At 39.5% G+C, this 18,847-nt stretch carries 16 protein-coding genes; 5 read left to right on the top strand and 11 right to left on the bottom strand.

Annotation, left to right across the window (positions count from 1 at the left end; translation table 11 throughout):
* Positions 1-305: 305 nt before the first annotated feature.
* The 4 genes from A3I7_RS0106450 to A3I7_RS0106465 all read right to left on the bottom strand — a co-directional run bounded on the left by A3I7_RS0106450 (position 306) and on the right by A3I7_RS0106465 (position 4,128).
* The gene (locus A3I7_RS0106450) at positions 306-764 is read right to left on the bottom strand and encodes a deoxycytidylate deaminase (protein ID WP_018375970.1); all 459 of its coding nucleotides are present in this window, start codon (positions 762-764) and stop codon (positions 306-308) included.
* Positions 765-921: 157 nt separating this feature from the next.
* Positions 922-1,983 (bottom strand): M24 family metallopeptidase, encoded by a 1,062-nt coding sequence (locus tag A3I7_RS0106455; protein ID WP_018375971.1) that lies wholly within the window; start codon positions 1,981-1,983, stop codon positions 922-924.
* Positions 1,984-2,320: 337 nt separating this feature from the next.
* Entirely contained in the window at positions 2,321-2,797 is a 477-nt protein-coding gene (locus tag A3I7_RS13165; protein WP_018375972.1) for a class I SAM-dependent methyltransferase, read from the bottom strand.
* Positions 2,798-2,979: 182 nt separating this feature from the next.
* Complete coding sequence (locus A3I7_RS0106465) at positions 2,980-4,128, bottom strand: low temperature requirement protein A (protein WP_018375973.1); 1,149 nt, start codon at positions 4,126-4,128, stop codon at positions 2,980-2,982.
* A 174-nt stretch (positions 4,129-4,302) separates the two neighbouring features.
* Between A3I7_RS0106465 and A3I7_RS12585 the strand changes: the two genes are divergently transcribed.
* On the top strand, positions 4,303-4,794 hold the full coding sequence (locus A3I7_RS12585; RefSeq protein ID WP_018375974.1) for a GNAT family N-acetyltransferase: 492 nt from the start codon (positions 4,303-4,305) through the stop codon (positions 4,792-4,794).
* A gap of 1,162 nt (positions 4,795-5,956) precedes the next feature.
* Here A3I7_RS12585 and A3I7_RS0106475 read toward each other — a convergent pair.
* The 7 genes from A3I7_RS0106475 to A3I7_RS0106505 all read right to left on the bottom strand — a co-directional run bounded on the left by A3I7_RS0106475 (position 5,957) and on the right by A3I7_RS0106505 (position 14,124).
* The gene (locus tag A3I7_RS0106475) at positions 5,957-6,436 is read right to left on the bottom strand and encodes a hypothetical protein (protein ID WP_018375975.1); all 480 of its coding nucleotides are present in this window, start codon (positions 6,434-6,436) and stop codon (positions 5,957-5,959) included.
* Positions 6,437-6,447: 11 nt separating this feature from the next.
* A complete protein-coding gene (locus A3I7_RS0106480; protein WP_018375976.1) occupies positions 6,448-7,953 on the bottom strand; it encodes a J domain-containing protein in 1,506 nt (501 codons plus the stop codon).
* A 62-nt stretch (positions 7,954-8,015) separates the two neighbouring features.
* A complete protein-coding gene (locus A3I7_RS0106485) occupies positions 8,016-9,737 on the bottom strand; it encodes an Hsp70 family protein (protein WP_018375977.1) in 1,722 nt (573 codons plus the stop codon).
* 314 nt (positions 9,738-10,051) lie between these two features.
* Positions 10,052-10,471: an acyl-CoA thioesterase gene (locus A3I7_RS0106490; RefSeq protein WP_018375978.1), complete on the bottom strand. Its 420-nt coding sequence runs from the start codon at positions 10,469-10,471 to the stop codon at positions 10,052-10,054.
* Positions 10,472-10,480: 9 nt separating this feature from the next.
* A complete protein-coding gene (locus A3I7_RS0106495; protein WP_018375979.1) occupies positions 10,481-12,817 on the bottom strand; it encodes an endonuclease MutS2 in 2,337 nt (778 codons plus the stop codon).
* A gap of 459 nt (positions 12,818-13,276) precedes the next feature.
* On the bottom strand, positions 13,277-13,813 hold the full coding sequence (locus A3I7_RS0106500; protein ID WP_018375980.1) for a CvpA family protein: 537 nt from the start codon (positions 13,811-13,813) through the stop codon (positions 13,277-13,279).
* A gap of 2 nt (positions 13,814-13,815) precedes the next feature.
* Complete coding sequence (locus tag A3I7_RS0106505) at positions 13,816-14,124, bottom strand: hypothetical protein (RefSeq protein WP_018375981.1); 309 nt, start codon at positions 14,122-14,124, stop codon at positions 13,816-13,818.
* Between the two features lie 120 nt (positions 14,125-14,244).
* Here A3I7_RS0106505 and rnhC point away from each other — a divergent pair, with 120 nt between their 5' ends.
* The 4 genes from rnhC to A3I7_RS0106525 all read left to right on the top strand — a co-directional run bounded on the left by rnhC (position 14,245) and on the right by A3I7_RS0106525 (position 18,838).
* Entirely contained in the window at positions 14,245-15,150 is a 906-nt protein-coding gene (rnhC, locus tag A3I7_RS0106510; protein WP_018375982.1) for a ribonuclease HIII, read from the top strand.
* 10 nt (positions 15,151-15,160) lie between these two features.
* Positions 15,161-15,754: a signal peptidase I gene (lepB, locus tag A3I7_RS0106515; protein WP_018375983.1), complete on the top strand. Its 594-nt coding sequence runs from the start codon at positions 15,161-15,163 to the stop codon at positions 15,752-15,754.
* A 54-nt stretch (positions 15,755-15,808) separates the two neighbouring features.
* On the top strand, positions 15,809-18,256 hold the full coding sequence (recD2, locus tag A3I7_RS0106520) for an SF1B family DNA helicase RecD2 (protein ID WP_018375984.1): 2,448 nt from the start codon (positions 15,809-15,811) through the stop codon (positions 18,254-18,256).
* A 108-nt stretch (positions 18,257-18,364) separates the two neighbouring features.
* On the top strand, positions 18,365-18,838 hold the full coding sequence (locus A3I7_RS0106525) for a hypothetical protein (protein ID WP_018375985.1): 474 nt from the start codon (positions 18,365-18,367) through the stop codon (positions 18,836-18,838).
* Positions 18,839-18,847 lie beyond the last annotated feature (9 nt).

Raw genomic sequence — 18,847 nt, forward strand, 5'->3', positions numbered from 1 at the left:
TACTCTTCGAAAATCAAAATTATCCGTTGTCAACTTGCCTTGATGAACTCAAGTTCTATCGTCGGCTTCGTTTCCTAGGCTACTTTTGATTTTCATTGAGTATTAGATGGAAGTGCAAAACTGTGAATACAGGTTCTTAACCCTAAAGCGCAAAAAAACTCACTGCCTATACAGTGAGTCAATTTTATAGAGGTAAGTCTTTTTTAGAAAAAGCTAGACCGCCAACTGCAAAAGTTGTTACTCCAATTCCACCTAAAATAGCCAATTGGGCTAACTAATCACAGATTGTCCATAATCAAAACCTATTAACTATCATCCATACCCAGACGCACTTCCGGTACATCGTGTTGTACATATTCAACGCCTTTTTGTTCCATCAGTTCAATGGCAAAAGGGTGAATACGATAGGCATGTTTATAAGTAATTTTTTTAATTCCTGCCTGCAAAAGTGCCTTGGTGCAATTGATACAAGGAAAATGCGTAACGTAGATTTCCGTGCCATTGGTTGAAATGCCTTCTTTGGCACATTGAATCAAAGCATTCATCTCAGCATGAACAGTACGAATACAATGTCCATCTTCCATTTGATGTCCAACTTCATTACAATTATCTGTAGCAGCAACACCGCCATTATAACCTGTGGCAATAATACGATTATCTTTGACTAAAACAGCACCAACAAAAGCACGGTCACAAGTCGAACGTTTGGAAATCAGCTCAGCATTTGCCATAAAATAATCTTGCCAAGAAAGTCTATCAGTCATCTTCTTTCCTCTTTTTTATCATTTCATTTTCAATTTTCGCCAAGTCGCAGTTGTTCCTAAAAGAATCGCAAGAAGGAAAATCATGCCTGCTATTACAACCCCAATAGAACTAGCATTATCAATCACCAAACAAGTCAGCAAAAAGATTACTATATTACTATAGAACAATCAACTCTTTTGGTGCTAATGTTAAGACCTCACAACCAGTTTCAGTCACAACGAGGTCGTCTTCAATACGAACACCGTATTTACCATCCAAATAAATCCCTGGTTCGTCTGTCAATACCATTCCAGCCTCAATAGGCTCATCAGAATAACCAAAATAAGGAATTTCATGGATATCAAGCCCAATCCCGTGACCAATTCCATGTGTAAAGTGGGCTCCATAACCCGCATCATTGATAACTTGACGTGGTACACGGTCATAGTCAATACGACTCATTCCTGCTTTTGCTGCTTCAATCAGAGCCTTATTGGCACGCAAGGCCACATCATAAATCTCACGCTCTTCATCACTCGTCTGACCGATATGAATTGTTCGCGTCATATCACTAACATAATGATTATAGTAACACCCAAAATCCATCGTAAGAGTCTCTCCAGATTGGATAATCTTGTCACTTGCCACGCCATGAGGCATAGCAGAGCGTTCACCAGATGCAATGATAAAATCAAAAGAAGCACCTGAAGCACCTAGTTGACGCATGCGAGCATCAAGAAAATTCATAACATCAAGTTCAGATGTTTTTCCTGGTTTGATAAAGTCAAGAACATCAAGAAAAGCACGGTCAGATATGGAACAAGCATGACGAATCGTTTCAATTTCACCAGCATCTTTAATCATACGAATCTTTTCAATAAATTCAGTCATTGGAACTAAAGAACGTCCTACAAAAACTTTCTCTAATGTTTTAAAATAGTGATAAGAAACTTGGTCATCAAACCCAATTTTCACTAGCTGATCATCTGCTGTTAACTTAGCAATCTCAGCTAAGGCATCACGTGTTTCAATAATATCAAAACCTTTAACAACGCCCTTAGCAATTAAAGTATATCGCGAATCCGTCAAAAACAAGCGTCGGTTCTTGCTAATAAAAACGGTCGCTTCTGTTCCCGAAAAACCAGTCAAATAATAAATATTTTTCAGATTAGTTACCAAAACTGCATCACAATCAGTCTTAGCCAATGCAGCCTCTAATTTTTGAACTCTATTTTCCATGAAATACTCCTTTGTTTTCTTTCCTTTAAGTTTACCACGATTGCAAAAGATTGGAAAGGGAAAGTAATACTTTGTTTGTACTCGTTTTTCTCTCCTAAGGTTCATTAAATCCACACCTATTACATCAAATCCCATTTGCTCATCTAAATAGGCGTAGCCCTCTCTAGCTGTAACAAGGTAATACGACCCCTTCTGTCTCGTCTTCAATCAAACCTATTTTTTAACTTTGATAATCAAAAAATCTGGCCGATGAAATAAATCCTCGTATTCAGGGTGTAGTTTCAGAATATCGTTATCGGGTAGAGGTTCCATAATTTTTTCAATTTTGAATCCTGCATCAACAAACTAGACCACATCTCGCTCTCCCCTCTCTTCCATAGTTAGAAATATTCGCACAAAGTTTCATCCCATTATCATTTTTGATCCATCTTTCTCCCTGTGAATGGCTTGTCACTAATGGATGTTCTTGTGAAAAGAGCAAATAGCCTCCATCTGTTAATAAGTGATAGATATCTTTAATTAGTTTCGGATAGGCTTCAACATAGTGAAAAGCTAATGAACTCACTACTATGTCGAATTTTTGATTTAAAGTTGCTAAATCCTCCATAGATAGATGGATATCGTCAATTTTGGGACTGTGATTTTCTATTTTAGCCACTTCTATCATTTTTTGTGATATATCCAAGCCGACTACTTTTTCAGCACCTATTTCTACAAACAGTTTACAGTGTTCACCAAAACCACACCCTAAGTCTAAAATCCTTTTTCCAACCATGTTTGGCAATATAGATAATAAGGCGGGAATTTCAATCAAGTATTAGCATTAACTTCTTTGTCTCTGATTGTCTTGTAACCCTCGAAAAATACTGGATTATCATATATATTTTATTTAGCCATACTGCTTCCTCACTTCTAATTTACTTCCCACTATTATATCAAATTCCTCACTTTGACATGTGAAAACCCTGACACCTATCATGGAATCAGGGTTAAATATCAAATAAAATAAATCTCATGCGGGTCTTGAGAGGCTTTGTGCTGTCTGAGATAGAAACGAATAAAGGTCAGCCAGATGAGAAAGATAACTGCGGTGGTGATGTAAACGACCATATGACTATAAGCTGCAAAGGCCAAACTTAGGATTAGACCCATCACAAAGAGTACAGCTGTTTTCACGAGGTAGTCTCTTGTCCATTGGTAAGCTGGTTTGTTATAACTACCGTTTAACAGAACAGCTATTAAGAATAAGAAAACGCCTGTATAGAGGAAACTGACAGCAAACCAGTGATTGACCTCATGCTCTGCCAAAAAACTCAGTGACACGGTCATCATGAGAATACCTGTGAAAATCAGGTAATGACTGTAAATGAGACGCATGCCCAAAGTCTTTTTACTTTCATCGAGGGCATGGTCAAATTCACCAAAATAAAAGAGAAAAAGGAAGACAACTATAAGTAGATAGCAAACTGAATTGATACTAAAAGTTGCTGGCGTGAAGAAATTAGCCACTCCCATAATCATCTCCCCAAAGGTGATAATGACTAGAAGCGAAATTCGCTCCACTAAGTGTGGGAAATTGATAGGCACCTGATTCATCTTCTTACTGAAAAAGAGAGGCATGACAAAGGAAATCAAGATAGCCGAAAAGTAAACCCATATAGCTATATCATAAGGCAGTAGAGCACTGAGAAAGACTCCACCCGTTCGTGTTCCTAGAATATAAAAGAAGCCTTTGATCATCTCCTTATCTTCTGGATTGCTACTTGGCTGTCTGTACTGAACCCAATATTGCAGGAAAAGGGTAAAAGACAGGATACCAAGCACCCAAGCAAAGAAATAAAAGTTACTCTGCCAATGCAAGGTAAACATATTGGACAAAAGCATGAGCAGACCCATATCTGCAAACATAACCATCATGTTAAAGAGAGAATTTCTCCCGTAACGGTTAGTAAACATAGTCTGCAACATCCAAGTATTAACCAAGACGAGTAGACAGGTCAAGAAAGTGACAAAGGCAGGCGGTGCTAACACTCCTCCTTGCAAATGGTGAATGAGACCTGTCGTTTTGGAAATAGCATAAACGAAAACCAAATCATAGAAAAGCTCAGTGAATTCAACCCGCTTATGCTGAATCAGTGATGTCATAACAATTCCTTTCAAAATATGATTTTCCCTAATGTTTGGGAAGACAAAAACTAACACATACTATATCACAAAATTCCCAACAAAAACAAGTAAATACTTAACTACTGCTACGTAAGAGTACAGCCTTCACTACTGTCAAGTCACTTATGTTATAATGGCATTAGGAGGACGACTATGAAACTTATTCCACTAGAAAAAGCTGACTGGAAAGCATTTATAGCTGATTGTCAGCGCTCTTTTTCTCTTGCTGTTAGTGAGGAAGATGTTGCTACTGAACTCATTCCCTCAACAGCTGACCTGTTGCAAAGTCTTGAGCACCCACAAGTACAAGCTTTCTATATCTATGATGGCGATACCTGCGTAGGTGGTGCTACTATCCAAATCACACCTAACCAGCACAACCATCTTGATTTCTTCTTTATTAAGACAGACTTCATTGGTCAAGGATATGGTAGCCAAGCTTGGCGTACCATTGAGACAACCTTCCCAGAAACCAAGGTCTGGGAAACTGTTACTCCCTATTTTGAAAAGCGCAATATCGCCTTTTATCTCAAAAATTGTGGCTTCAAAATCGTTGATATCTTCCCCTTTGGAGATAATGTCAATGAGATGATGTTTCAATTTGAAAAAGTAATGCCACAAATTTCTAGAAAAAGTAAAAATTAGTATTTTACGAGCGAAGCAAGCACTAAACCAAGACTTTCCACTGTAATAAAATGCTCGAAGCTGGTGTGTTTCAGGCATTAGGAAGATTGGCAACTCTAGGCTAAAATCTTAGGTATGGTATTCCATGGATTTCTGAAATCATCCACTGAGTCATTTCACTTACCATCCGCTATCACCTGAGGAAAGTCTAAAAAGAGACGTTATCTTCAGTCTTAAGCTAGGACAATTTGTCATGGCCTTTTCTCCACTTAATCTATCAACCCCAGCAGGATCTTGCGTAACAGGCCCGACTTTAGCGCATGCTGTGTTATCAATAATGGGACACCATGTGCACAACATGCCACGCCTAGTGTCCAAGACGCATCAACGAGGTTAGCTTCCTTAACCATCTTGGGATAAGCGTTAGTGGCTTTTATTACGATTTCAAGATATCCTAATACGGTCTCTCTGCTGTCTATTTGAATACGCTACGCCTGTTCTAAAATGCGCTTCCATTCTGATATGATAAAAATTTCTTTTCCCAATCTTGACTATACCAAACAGAATTTTATCCAGATAAGTCCGCCATCTGAAAAAACAATTCACATGCCATCCGCCAAGTGAGCTAAGTCATTGACTTAATTTGCAGAGCTAGGTCAGCCAGTGAAAATGATTTGCCTCTTCCACACTAAGAACCTGTATTCACAAGCGAAGTGCTTATAGATAAGAGGAGATAGTTTTTCGCTAATCAAGGTAGTTTTTTTGAGAGAATACCGACTGTATTTTGAAAAAAACTAACGATGAGTAGCTCAAAAACTAGCCTTAGATAGAAGTTCTGAACTGTGAACACAGGTTCTATAGTCTTTTAGTTTGCTTTTAGTACTAGGCAACGAGCTGCAGGCAGTACTGGAGTACGGCAAGGCGAGTTAACGAAGTAATAAAAGATAAACTAATTGACTATAATATCTTCAAAGCATAAGCAAAACCTTCATAAGCACAGTTGACATCATCAACTAACATCTAAATGAGTGATCACTACAGTTTCACCTTTATAGCTCTGCTATTTACAAAAGGATTATCTTGATTTTCATTAAATATTAGCCCTAGTTCAAGCTAATCGCAAAAAAAAGAGCTTGTACAAAGATGGTTCCAAACTCCTCTTTTCATCGTATTTGTCCCACTTTCAGTTTACAAGATAAAGCTCGGTCCGTACTAACTGTCCCTTATGCGAGATAAATTCTTTTCTGATTTTGATCCGTTGTTCAATGGCATAGTTGTTAAAGTTCTCACGGCTAACGACAAATTCCTTATTTTTATCATCTGCAAAGACTTTGATGTAGAAAGTTTTCTGTGCATGTCTGTTAACATGAACACGTTTATTGATAACCATACCTGGAATAATCTTATTCGTTTGGGTGTAAAAGCCTTTGACAAATAGTAGCTTTCGAATAAAGGAATAAGGAATCACCCAAATAAACATGGTAATCATAAAACTCAAAGCAATATAAGCAAGAATTAGAAAGATAGCCCCCTTACTCTCCATAGCAATTTGGAGCAACCAATGAATAGCATCAGCAAAACAAGCAACTACAATACCAATAATTATAGCTGTCACAAAACCACTTAGAAGATAATCCATATAAGCGATAACAAATTTTTTCATAGCTACTCCTTTTAATTTACTGGTTTAACTGCAATCTGACCATTAACAATAGTTATCACTGATGATGCAGTTAATTGATCTGTCCCTGTTATAGTTCCTCTGACTTGACCATCATCACTTAGAAGCTGCCAGGTCTTATCGTCTGTTGTCATAACAATAGCTTTTTCTCGTTTTCCATTTTCTTCAACGTCTAAAACCATCACATCTTTGGCATTCGGAATGGCTTGCTTATTGCCAGTTGCACTATTTTCAATGGAATAAGTGTGAGTATCACTGTCATAAGTCACCGTGATGGTATCCGTTACAGTTTTGGGAATGGACTTTACAACCTCATCAATTGCTTCTCGTACTTTTTGAGTATCGCTGGATGGTACCGGAGTATAGCTGTAAGAAGAGCCGCTATTTGTTTTTAGGTCAGTCTTTGTGCTAGAAGACTGGACTCTCTGGTAATTACTAGGAGTCTTATTTGTTGAAGAAGATGAAGGAGTAAGCGTTGGCATAATCGCTATAAGCGCCCCAATTAATAAGAAAATAAGGCAAGTATATTTAAAATATTTCCAATTTAGACTGCGATTTTCCTCTTTTGTTAAGGCGCCCTTACTTTTTCTTTGAAATTCCAACTCTTCTAGATAGGCTTCAAAACCTGTCAAACCGCTTGATTTAGACAACATCAGCATAAACTGAACATTCTCTGGTCTGACTTGACTGTCACGCATATGAACTATCAAAATATCTGAAAAAGCTACTTTAAAATCTGGATCACTCAATAACTTTTCAGACTGTGCCATGTTCAATAACCGCCTGAAGAGTGACAAGGTCACTCCCTTCTCCAGAAGTGGATCAATCGTGTCCAGAAAATCATGAATTTTTTCATAAGTATTCTCTACACCCAACTGAAAAATGTCATCTCTACGCAATCCCATTGATTGACCTAGCCAGCTATCATTATCTAACAAATTGATATTAATGAAGGGTTCAGCTCCATCATTCTTTGACCATGAGTTTGACTGGTCACCATCAATCGGTTGATTAATATCAGGTTTAACCGACTTCCGGTCAGTTTCAGCATTTGGCAAACCCATGTCACCAATATGGACATTCTTGTCGTTTTTAGATTCTGGATTTAGCTGACTACCATCAATTGGAGCGTTAGTCTTAGATGTAACTGACTCAGACTCCTCATCTCCTCTAATCGTAGGCAAACTGTGACCAAATTGATCAAAGTCTAGCCTAGACTGGCCAACTTCTGGCAACTCTAAATCGCCTAAATATCCCTGTCTAGTTGCTTCAGGCTGGCCTAACAGGCTATCCAAATCAGGCACTGCAGGCGCTTGCACTGCGTGCGCCACTTGTCGTTTTCGCCAAGCCATAGCCTCCTTATAGGCTTCTTGGATGCTTTGAAATTTTTCTGGAAATTCCTCAGGATGATATTGTCGGCTTTGTTGAGCGTAAGCTTGCTTGATTTTACGTAAATCGGTTGTCGGGTCAATCCCTAAAACACGCCAGAAATACTCCACCTGTCATTAACCTCCTTTCCTTACTAAACTGTTCTTTTTTACTCTCCAAATTTTTGACTCATTCAGTTATCATCGTCCAAGTCTCTGAAAATGTCCAAATCTTCCCCATAAACATAAGATTCCAATTGCTCCAAGTAACGTTTAAAGACATAAAGGATTTCCTGTTTTTTCTTAATATTGTTAAAGGCAGTGTCATAGTCTCGTGAAAATTGAGCAATTTTTTCGATGAATTTTGGTTGAATATGGTAAGGTAACTCTTGACAAATTCGCTCTGCTTTTTCCATCAAAGCCTCATAAACAGGCTCTGAGTTGAGATTGCTTGAAATGGTCTTGATGCGATCCAAGTGACTGGATTTGCTTAGGCGTTCCATATTCTTGCCTCTACCCATCTGGTAAATGTAGTGCTCCTTGGTGGATAGTACATCAACTTCGACATAGAGTAGCGAATTGATATCATAAGAGAAAGTCACTTTGACAACTTCATGTTTTTGATGGTTGACAGGTACATCAATGGAAAATTCTCCCAATTTTAGGTTAGAATCTACATTGAAAGATTCCCCCTGATAAATATTAAACTGAACCTGAGATTGACCTAAATCGTGCGTTTGATAAAAAGCCGAGGCACTGGCTGGCAGGACAGTATTTTTAGAGATGATTTTTGAAAATGCAACCTTTTGGAAATCCTCATTGAAAGAATCAACCCCCAACGAAAAAGGACAAATATCGGTCACGACGAGGTCTTTGACCTGTTCCTTACGCTCTTTGATAGCTAGATATGTTCCCAGACCACGCGCCACCAACTCGTCCATGTCTGCCACTTTCTTGATGGGGATATTGAGGATATGCTTAAGGTATTGCTGAACCAGAGGCATCTGACTGGATCCTCCCACGAGGATAAAATAATCCAAGTCCTGTGCGGTGTAGCCACTTTCTTTGACTGCACGAGCAATAACCTTTTTCACGCGATGCAGGACTGGTTTGATGATTTCTCTGACATCATCCTGACTGTATTTTTTGAAATACAGTTCTTCCTTGACAACTAGGGAGATTGTGGCAGTTTCTTCATCTTGTAGTTTTAGTTTGCAACGCTCTGCTGCCAACAAAAGGCTAGACTGAACCGTCTTATCCAGACTATCAAAGTCGAGTCCCTGAACCTGACAAAAATGCTCTGCAATGGCCTTGTCAAAATCGCTACCACCAAGAAAGTTATCGCCTGCAATAGCCGTAATGGAGATAACATTCTCAAAACAATCAACAACCGAAACGTCCAAGGTCCCACCGCCAAAGTCAAAGACGATGAAGAGCTCATAGGTGCCAAGTTCATGACAAGCAATGGCCGCTGAGGAAGGTTCGTTAATTAGACGCTCAACCTTGATATTAAGTACCTCACCGATGGCCTTGGTTGCCTGCCGCTGGCGATCATTGAAGTAGGCTGGTACGCTGATGAGCACCTCATCCACTACTTCACCCAAGAAGGCCTCGGCATCAGCGATAAGCTGTTTAACAACTAAGGCTGATAAATCAAGTGCTGTAAAAACCTGGCCATCTAAGACAAAGCTATCATTAGTTCCCATAGAACGCTTAAAAAGCTGAGCTGTATTAGCACTGTCGGTAACCAAACGCTCCTTGGCTAACTTGCCAACAGTTAAGATATCTTTTGACACATGAACCACACTCGGTGTCAAAAATTCACCAAAACTATTGGGAATCAAGACCACTTCACCATCTAGATAAGCAACAGCTAAGCTGTTTGTCGTTCCCAAATCAATACCAATCGTTGCCATCATCAGCCTCCAAAAACAATTTTGTTTATTATAACATAATGAGGAAGCAAGGTAAAACATCCCCATAATTACCTCGATTGCTAAATCCGGTAAGACTGTAATTTCCAAATGGGCGGTGTTTGTCTCTCATTTGGAAATGGTCAGATTGAAAATTCCCAACTTGTCAGCTAGTTGCATCTAATTGAAGTCCAATGCCAAACGCAGATTTTTAACGTTACCGCCGATTGTTTTCACAAGATGCTTCAGAAAATATTTCTAAGCTTGCTTGATGATTTAGTTATAGCCCTTCATATTTGCTCCTTAAACCAGCTTGATTAAAAAGCATTTTTATTCTCCAACTCCTTCAAAGCCTGATAAAAGTTTGGAAAATCTCGTTTTAGGAGGACAAAGTTGCCATCTCGGTTGAGAAAACTGTGTTCTGAGTGGCCTTGGCAGGCAAGAATCTGGTCTTGATTTGTCATGGTGTAATCCAGCGCCAGCCTTGCCCCCTTAACACTAGCCACTTCGATGACAATCGTAATCTCATCTGCAAAAGTCGAGGTTGCCTTATAGCGACAATCCACAGCTGTAACGGGGGAAATGATCCCCTTCGCCTCTATACAGTCATAAGGAAAACCAATATCCTTTAACAAAAAGGAGCGTGCTTCTTCCATCCAGCGCACATAATTGGAGTGGTGGGTAATCCCCATGCGATCCGTTTCATAGTATTGAACGCTATGTTTGTATGCTTTCATGAGATTCTCCTAACCAAGGTTAGCAATGGTACAGCCACTACCTCCGGCATTTTGCGGTGCGTAGGCAAAGGATTTGACGTGTTTGTTTCGGCGAAGATAGTTGGTGACACCTTCGCGAATGACACCTGTTCCAATACCGTGAATGATGTCCACTTGTGCCATATTATTGAGCAGGGCTTGGTCAATAAATTCGTCTAGCTCTTGCATAGCTTCTTCGTAACGTTTACCACGGAGATCCAAACGAGCTCGTGGTCCACCACCTGACTTGGTCTTCTTAATGACATTAACTTGCTTCTTCTTAGGTTTTTGAGTTTCTTCTTGTACCTTGACCAGACTAAATTCGTCCTCTTTCAGGGTCATCTTAATCAAACCAATCTGCGCTTCCCACTTACCATCCTTGAGTTGGCTGATGAGGGTCCCGTGTTGACCATAAGCAGCGACAATAATGTCATCCCCCACACGCGGCGCACGAAGCTTCTTAGCTTTTTTGAGTACCTTATTCTTAGACAGGTCAACCTGCGGAGCTAGTTTTTTGAGTTTACTTTTGGCTTCAATGATTTCATGTGGCTTGAGTTCAGCTTTATCATGCAGATGTTTGAGAATGTCATCACTCTCAGCAAGAGCCAAGTCAACAATTTCTTGGGCCTGAGCAATAGCTTTTTCCATTTCCTTGTCACGTTCATGCGAGAATTCATTATAAAGTTTTTTGACTGCACGGTTGAATTTAAGATTTTCCTGCTCTACTTCCTTGATATGCCCAAGTCGTTTACGGGTCTCCAAAGTCTGCTGCTCTAACTGTTCAATGATACGATTAACATCACTGTCCGCATCAGTCATTTGCTCTGCTTCATTGACAATAACCTCTGCCAATCCCAAACGGCGAGCAATCTCAAAGGCGTTAGACCGACCTGGAACCCCCTGCATAAAATGATAAGTAGGGCTCAAAGTTTCAGTATCAAACTCCATGCTGGCATTTTCCACAAAGGCAGTCTCAATCCCGTAAGCTTTAAGCTCCGGATAGTGAGTCGTCGCCATAGTCTTGATTTGCATCAGTCGTAAGTGTTCTAGGATAGCCATAGCCAAGCTAGCACCCTCTTGCGGATCCGTACCGGCTCCCAACTCGTCAAAAAGGACAAGACTATCGCTGTCTGCCACCTCTAAAATCTCCACAATGTGAGTCATGTGACTTGAAAAGGTTGATAAACTCTGCTCAATGGATTGCTCATCACCAATATCTGCAAAAATAGCATTAAATACAGCAACCTTGCTACCCTTATCTGCCAAAATAGGCATACCAGACTGGGCCATGAGTTGAGCCAATCCCAGTGTTTTCAACATGATGGTCTTACCACCTGTATTTGGACCTGTAATGACAATGGCTGTCAAATCGTTCATGAAGTGTAGGTCATTAGGAACAGGGTTGGTCAGCAGCGGGTGACGAACATTGAGCAACTGAACCGTTTTGTTTGCTGAAAGGCTGGGCACCGTAGCCTGATTATCCTGCATGAAGAGATACTTAGCCCGTACAAAATCAAGGTGTCCCAGCAACCAAGCATTATTGCGAATGACATTGGTATGAGGACGGAGCATGTCTGACAATTCACGCAGGACACGCGCCATTTCATGTCGTTCATCTGCACGAAGCTGCGTGATTTCTTCGTTGAGCTGAACAACTGCACGTGGTTCAATATAAACCGTACTACCAGACGCTGAAATGTCATGGACAACCCCTGCTACACGGTTACGGTATGTATTTTTGACAGGTAGGACACTTCTACCATTACGACTGGCAATGAGATTTTCTGACAGGTAGTCTCCCTGTTTTTTGAGGACGTCTTGCAGGACCTGACGAACCTGGCTTTCACTGGCAGTAATTTGACGACGGATTTTCTCCAACTCTGGACTGGCAAAATTCTCAATAAAACCACCATCATTAATGGCTTGCAAACTGCCTTGCAAGGTTGGAAAAGTCTCCAGTTTTTCAAATAAATCCTTGAGAGCTGTTAGCTGAACGTTTTCCAAGTCAGCATAAAAGCGCTGCATTTCCGCAGAGACTTGCAGGACTTTCTTAATATCAATCATTTCAGGAATATTGACATCCGTTTCTAATTCTAAGCGGCGCAAGGGCTCCGAAATATCACGCAGATTACCCATGCCAAAGGAATGGTGCTCAATGAAAAGCTGTTCCATATCCACCATTTCTGCAAATGCTCGACGAATCCGCTCACTGTCAGTCATCGGTAGCAATTTGCTTAGTTCCTCCTGCCCTTGTTCAGTTTGGAGATAGGCTGCAAAAAGCTGTTTGACTTTATCAAATTCTAACTGTTCCAAAATCTTAGTATTCATAGGCTCTATTATACCAAAATTTCAGAAATAATGACGGAAATGTCACACGAGAGCAACCTCTCTTTACTTTGAAGAGCAAAAGTTGACGCTGTAAAACTTTTGAGGGGATGTCACTTTTATCCAATTAAATTGGCTAACTCAAATTTTCAAATGCTTAAAAACCTTTTAGCCTGAGATAAAGCTCAAAAGATCAATGTTAGACAAAAAATAATTGAAATTTCTTTGTCTGTCAACGTAAGAAATGACTATAAAGCAATCTAAAATATCATAAACGCTAAACTCGCCAACTACCGAAAACAAAAAAACAAGCTTGGAACAATTAAGTCCCAAGCTCATTTTCGGAGATTATGAAAAATTTTGAAATCAGTTCGTAGAAAACTAATCTCATAAAAATTTAGGATTGAACATAGTATAGCACATGCATCAATAAAATGCAAAAATCTTGACTCATACAAGTCATTATGCCACCCAAAGCTGGCTTAAAAGTCCCGAAATAATTGGAAAATGGTTAACCAAAAATTTTATGACACCACTAGAAGCCAAGGTATTTTGTACAAAAGGCATTGGAACTGTCGCAAGAACACTAAGGCCTAGTTCCAGAAAAAGACATGTCACCAAAATCGCTAAAAGACCACTTACAAGATTGGTCTTTCGACTTTCAAAACGATCAAGCGGCGCAAAATGAACAAAAATTCCTAAAAGACGAACCAATAGGTACGATAAAAAAAATAAGATACAAAAAGACACACCAGCGTAATAGACCGAACTGAGCTTAAAAACATTAATCGCTGTATAAAAAGACATGGTCACGCCTTCAGCCGGATTTGAGAAGGGTATCCAAAGAGAAATTTTTTCTGCCACTTTCTGATAATAGTTTGAAGCAATAATAAATGAAAACACTGCCCCAACACTATAAAAAACCTGTAAAATGATACCACGATTATAGCCAATGTAAAAACTCCAAGCTAAAATCAGCAAGATTAAGAATGATAACATACTTACTCCTCACCAGTGTCTGCCCGACTTGCTTTTTCCTGCAAATCACTAATAGCTGTTTGACGCAATTCTTGGACTTCTTTTTCAATTTTTTCAACTTCAAGTTCACGTGTCAGCTGAGTTGATAGAGAGTTGATAGTCATCAAGATGGCGATCGTTTCATTATCAGCTTGAGGGAGCCTTTCTTTGATTGCCTGATATTTTTCTAGAGCAACACGTTCAACCTCTTCCATAAAGAGATTATCTTTATCTGTTGTCAGCGTCAGCACTTTTTCACCAAATGTAAATTTATAGCGATTCTTATTTTTCATACTAGTTACCTCTTTTAGCATTATACCGTAAAATTTAGCTTTCGTAAAATGATGAAAGAAAAACATCTCTAAAAACAGTTAAGACGTCCGTATTTTTTAGTTTTGTGATAAAATAGTGACATGACTGCAATTGTAATGACACTCGGTCAGGGACGAACGACCGACATTCCTCAAGAACTATCCCGCTTTCAAGTAAATAGTAATAATCCTTATGTCAGTTTTGCCGCCAAAACACGAGAAGCTTCCGTCCTCATCTATACATCTGGCAAGGTCGTCTTTCAGGGGACTGGTGCCTCAGTTTTAGCTAGTCAATTTGGCTATCAGGATATTTTGGAAAATAGCAAAGCTAAAAGTCCAGCTGGGCAAAATCTTGCCTTAATTGGGTCTGATGAGGTAGGGAACGGTTCTTACTTTGGTGGTCTTGCAGTCGTTGCTAGTTTTGTCACTCCAGATGAACATGCTTGGCTAAAAAAACTCGGTGTGGATGATTCCAAAACTCTCAATGATATCAAGATTCGACAACTAGCACCGGTCTTAGAAGAAAAAATTCCCCATAAAGCTCTGCTATTATCCCCACAAAAATACAATCAAGTGGTCGGCAAGGGAAAGCGTCACAATGCTGTCTCAGTCAAGGTTGCTCTCCACAATCAGGCCATCTATCTGCTCTTACAAGAAGTTGCAAGACCTGACAAAATTGTGATTGATGCCTTTACTAGCCAGAAAAATTATGAAAAATATGTTAAGGCTGAAACCAATCACTTTGACAATCCACTGACATTCGAAGAAAAGGCCGAAGGGAAATATCTAGCAGTTGCCGTTAGTTCTATCATTGCGCGTAATCTCTTCTTGGAAAACCTTGATAAACTAAGCCAAGAAACAGGTTTTATCTTACCAAGTGGCGCCGGAAACAAGTCCGATAAAGTTGCCAGTCAGATTTTAGCAGCCTATGGCATGTCTGGCTTGGAGCATACTGCCAAGCTTCACTTTGCAAATACACAAAAGGCACAGGCCTTACTAAAAAAATAAGGAAAGATTAATGAAACATTTTATCAAAGAATGGGGACTTTTTATCCTCTTCATGCTAGCATTTGGCTTATCACGCTGGTTCATTTGGCAACCAGTCAAAGTTGATGGTCACTCTATGGATCCGACATTAGCAAATAGTGAACGTTTAATCGTGATTCGCACAACCTCTATCGACCGTTTTGACATTGTTGTCGCTAGAGAGACTGAAGATGGTCAGACCAAAGACATTGTTAAACGTGTTATAGGTATGCCTGGTGACACTATCTCTTACAAAAACGACATCCTCTATGTTAATGGCAAAAAAGTCAGTGAAACTTATCTAAAAACCTATCAAAAAGCTTTCAAAGACGATAAATTACAAAGCATCTATTCTTATAACAGCTTTTTCCAACAACGCGCACAGACTTCTACTGCTTTCACGACAGATGCTAGCGGAAATGCTGAATTTACAGTAACTGTCCCAGATGGAGAATATTATTTGCTCGGCGATGACCGTATTGTCTCCAAAGACAGTCGCGAGGTAGGTACTTTCAAAAGAACTGCCATTATTGGTGAAGTCAAATTCCGCTTCTGGCCTCTTTCAAGTTTTGGTAGCGTCGAATAATCTAGAGGGCTGGGCTCAGACTCAGCCTTTTCTTTGTAGAGTAGGAAAATCACTATGGAAGTTTATTTTTCAGGAACTATTGACCGTATTATTTTTGAAAATGCCAGTAACTTTTTTAAAATTTTATTGCTAGAAATTGAAGATACTGACTGTGAAGACTTTGATGATTTTGAAATTATCGTTACAGGAACCATTGCGGATGTCATGGAGGGTGAGAATTACACCTTTTGGGGTGAATTGACCCAACACCCTAAATATGGTGAGCAACTCAAAATCAATCGTTATGAGCGCACCAAGCCCAGCTCATCTGGTTTGGTCAAATATTTTTCTAGCGAGCATTTCAAAGGAATTGGTAATAAAACTGCTGAAAAGATTGTGGCACTTTACGGTGACAACACCATTGATAACATTTTGGAGGATCCTAGTAAGCTAGATAGCATTTCTGGGCTATCCAAAGTCAATAAAGAACGTTTCATTGCCAAACTTAAACTCAACTATGGTACTGAGCAAATTTTAGCCAAACTCGCTGAATATGGTTTAACCAATCGTATCGCTGTTGAGATTTTCAACGCTTATAAAGATGAGGCACTGACCATCATTCAAGAAAATCCCTATCAATTGGTTGAGGATATTCAGGGTGTAGGTTTCAAAATCGCTGACCAATTAGCAGAACAATTAGGCATTGAAGCCGACTCTCCTCAACGTTTTCGCGCTGCTCTCGTTCACAGTCTCCTAGAAACCTCGCTAGAACAGGGTGATACCTATGTAGAAGCTAGAAAATTACTCGAAAATGCTATTGTCTTGCTTGAAGAAGCACGACAAATTGAACTAGATCCCGCTACTGTAGCGCAAGAATTAAGTAATCTCATCGCCGAAGATAAGGTACAAAATATTGATACAAAGATTTTTGACAACAGTCTTTTTCACGCAGAAGCGGGTATCAAAAAACACCTGACACGCATCTTGGATACACCGCTGAATACTGATTTTTCAACTGAACAACTCGCTGAAGAAATCACTGAAATTGAAAATAATCTCGGTATCAGCTATGATGACGTTCAAAAATCCGCCATCCAGCAGGCTCTTCAAAGTAAAGTTTTTATTCTGACTGGCGGACCAGGGACAGGGAAGACTATGGTTATCAATGGTCTTATCGCAGCCTATGCTAGTCTTAATCGACTTGATCTCAACAAGGGAGACCTCCCTATCGTTTTAGCAGCACCGACAGGTCGTGCTGCCCGCCGCATGAGCGAATTAACTCACCTCCCAGCAGCAACTATTCACCGCCATCTAGGTCTCAATGGTGACAATGACTACCAAGCCATGGACGATTATCTAGACTGTGACCTGATTATCGTTGATGAATTTTCTATGGTTGATACTTGGCTAGCCAACCAACTCTTTAGTTCCATTTCATCTAACACTCAAGTCATCATAGTGGGTGATAGCGATCAGCTGCCTTCCGTTGGTCCAGGACAAGTCTTAGCAGATTTACTAAAAATAGCTGAGCTGCCTCAAGTAGCGCTTACCAAAATTTTCCGACAATCGAAAGACTCTACCATTGTCACCTTGGCCGCGCAGATGAGACAGGGACAACTACCTCATGATTTTACCCAGAAAAAAGCTGATCGTTCCTATTTTGAAGCCCAAGCTCAACATATCCCGACTATGGTTCAAAAGATTGTCAGTTCTGCCATCAAAAGCGGTATCTCCCCACAAGAAATCCAAATCTTGGCACCTATGTATCGTGGGCAGGCTGGTATCAACAATCTCAATGTCCTCATGCAAGAACTCCTCAATCCTCTAACTGATGGCATAGAATTTCTCTTTAATGACATTAAATTCCGAAAAGGCGATAAAGTTTTACACCTTGTCAATGATGCCGAAGCTAATGTGTTCAATGGTGATATTGGCTACATTACCGACCTTATTCCAGCCAAATATACTGAGTCCAAACAAGATGAAATCTTCATAAACTTTGATGGAACTGAAGTCATCTACCCGCGTAATGATTGGATCAAAATTACACTTGCCTACGCTATGTCTATCCATAAATCACAGGGAAGTGAGTTTCAAGTTGTCATTTTACCCATCACACGTCAGAGTGGTCGTATGTTACAACGCAACCTCATTTACACTGCTATCACACGCTCAAAGAGTAAGCTGGTTATGCTGGGAGAAATCTCAGCCTTCGACTACGCCATTAAAAATGAAGGTGCCAAGCGAAATACCTATCTTGTAGAACGTTTTAGTCCTGACCTCATACCTCTACTGCCAGCTTCCGATTCTTTGAGACTACAAAGACAAACCTCAGACAAGACTGACCCACCCAAAGCAAACAAAGATGTCAGTTGCCAGTCAGACAACCAGTTAAGCCTAAACTTAGATGATGTTAATCTAGAAAATGAAACAATTGAACACCGCCTTACTGAGGAAAATCTTCACTTCATTGATCCTATGATTGGTTTAACGCAAACTGATATCAAGCATTTTTTTAAATGATTTTTCTGTCCACTTATTGAAAAAATCATTTAAACATATTTACATTTTCAGTTTTTGTGCTAAAATAATTGTATATTAAATCTAATACAATTATTTTGGAGGTCTTCTATGATTTCTTATGAAAAAGTTAAACAATCTTTTCGTAGCTTTACCATTTTGAGTATTGTTATCAATGCTATCGTTACGGTTATTTATCTATTGGGTATTGCTGGTATTTTATTACTTATGGCAAATCTAAACAATCCTAAGTTCACAGCCGCCTATACAGATAATCAATTGGCTACTCTAAAACTTTCAATCACACCCTTTGCTATTTTCATGTCTGTTTTATCACTTGCTATTGCTATCTCAATTATTGTTTTCAGTGCCCTAAACTTGTCCAAATTAAAGAAAAATGCAGAGCTTAGCTATGTTCCACATTTCTTAGGTATCGGCGTATCGGTTCTTAGCATTTTATTTAGTTTTACAGATCAAATTAGCATTTTAACCTTGGTTATCCAAGCTGCTCTTATCGCTATGTATTACTATACCTATTCCCGCGCAAAATTGCTTAATCAGCAACTTGAAGAGGAAGAAGATTAATATCTAAAA

Source organism: Streptococcus orisratti DSM 15617 (assembly GCF_000380105.1).
Taxonomy (GTDB): Bacteria; Bacillota; Bacilli; order Lactobacillales; family Streptococcaceae; genus Streptococcus; species Streptococcus orisratti.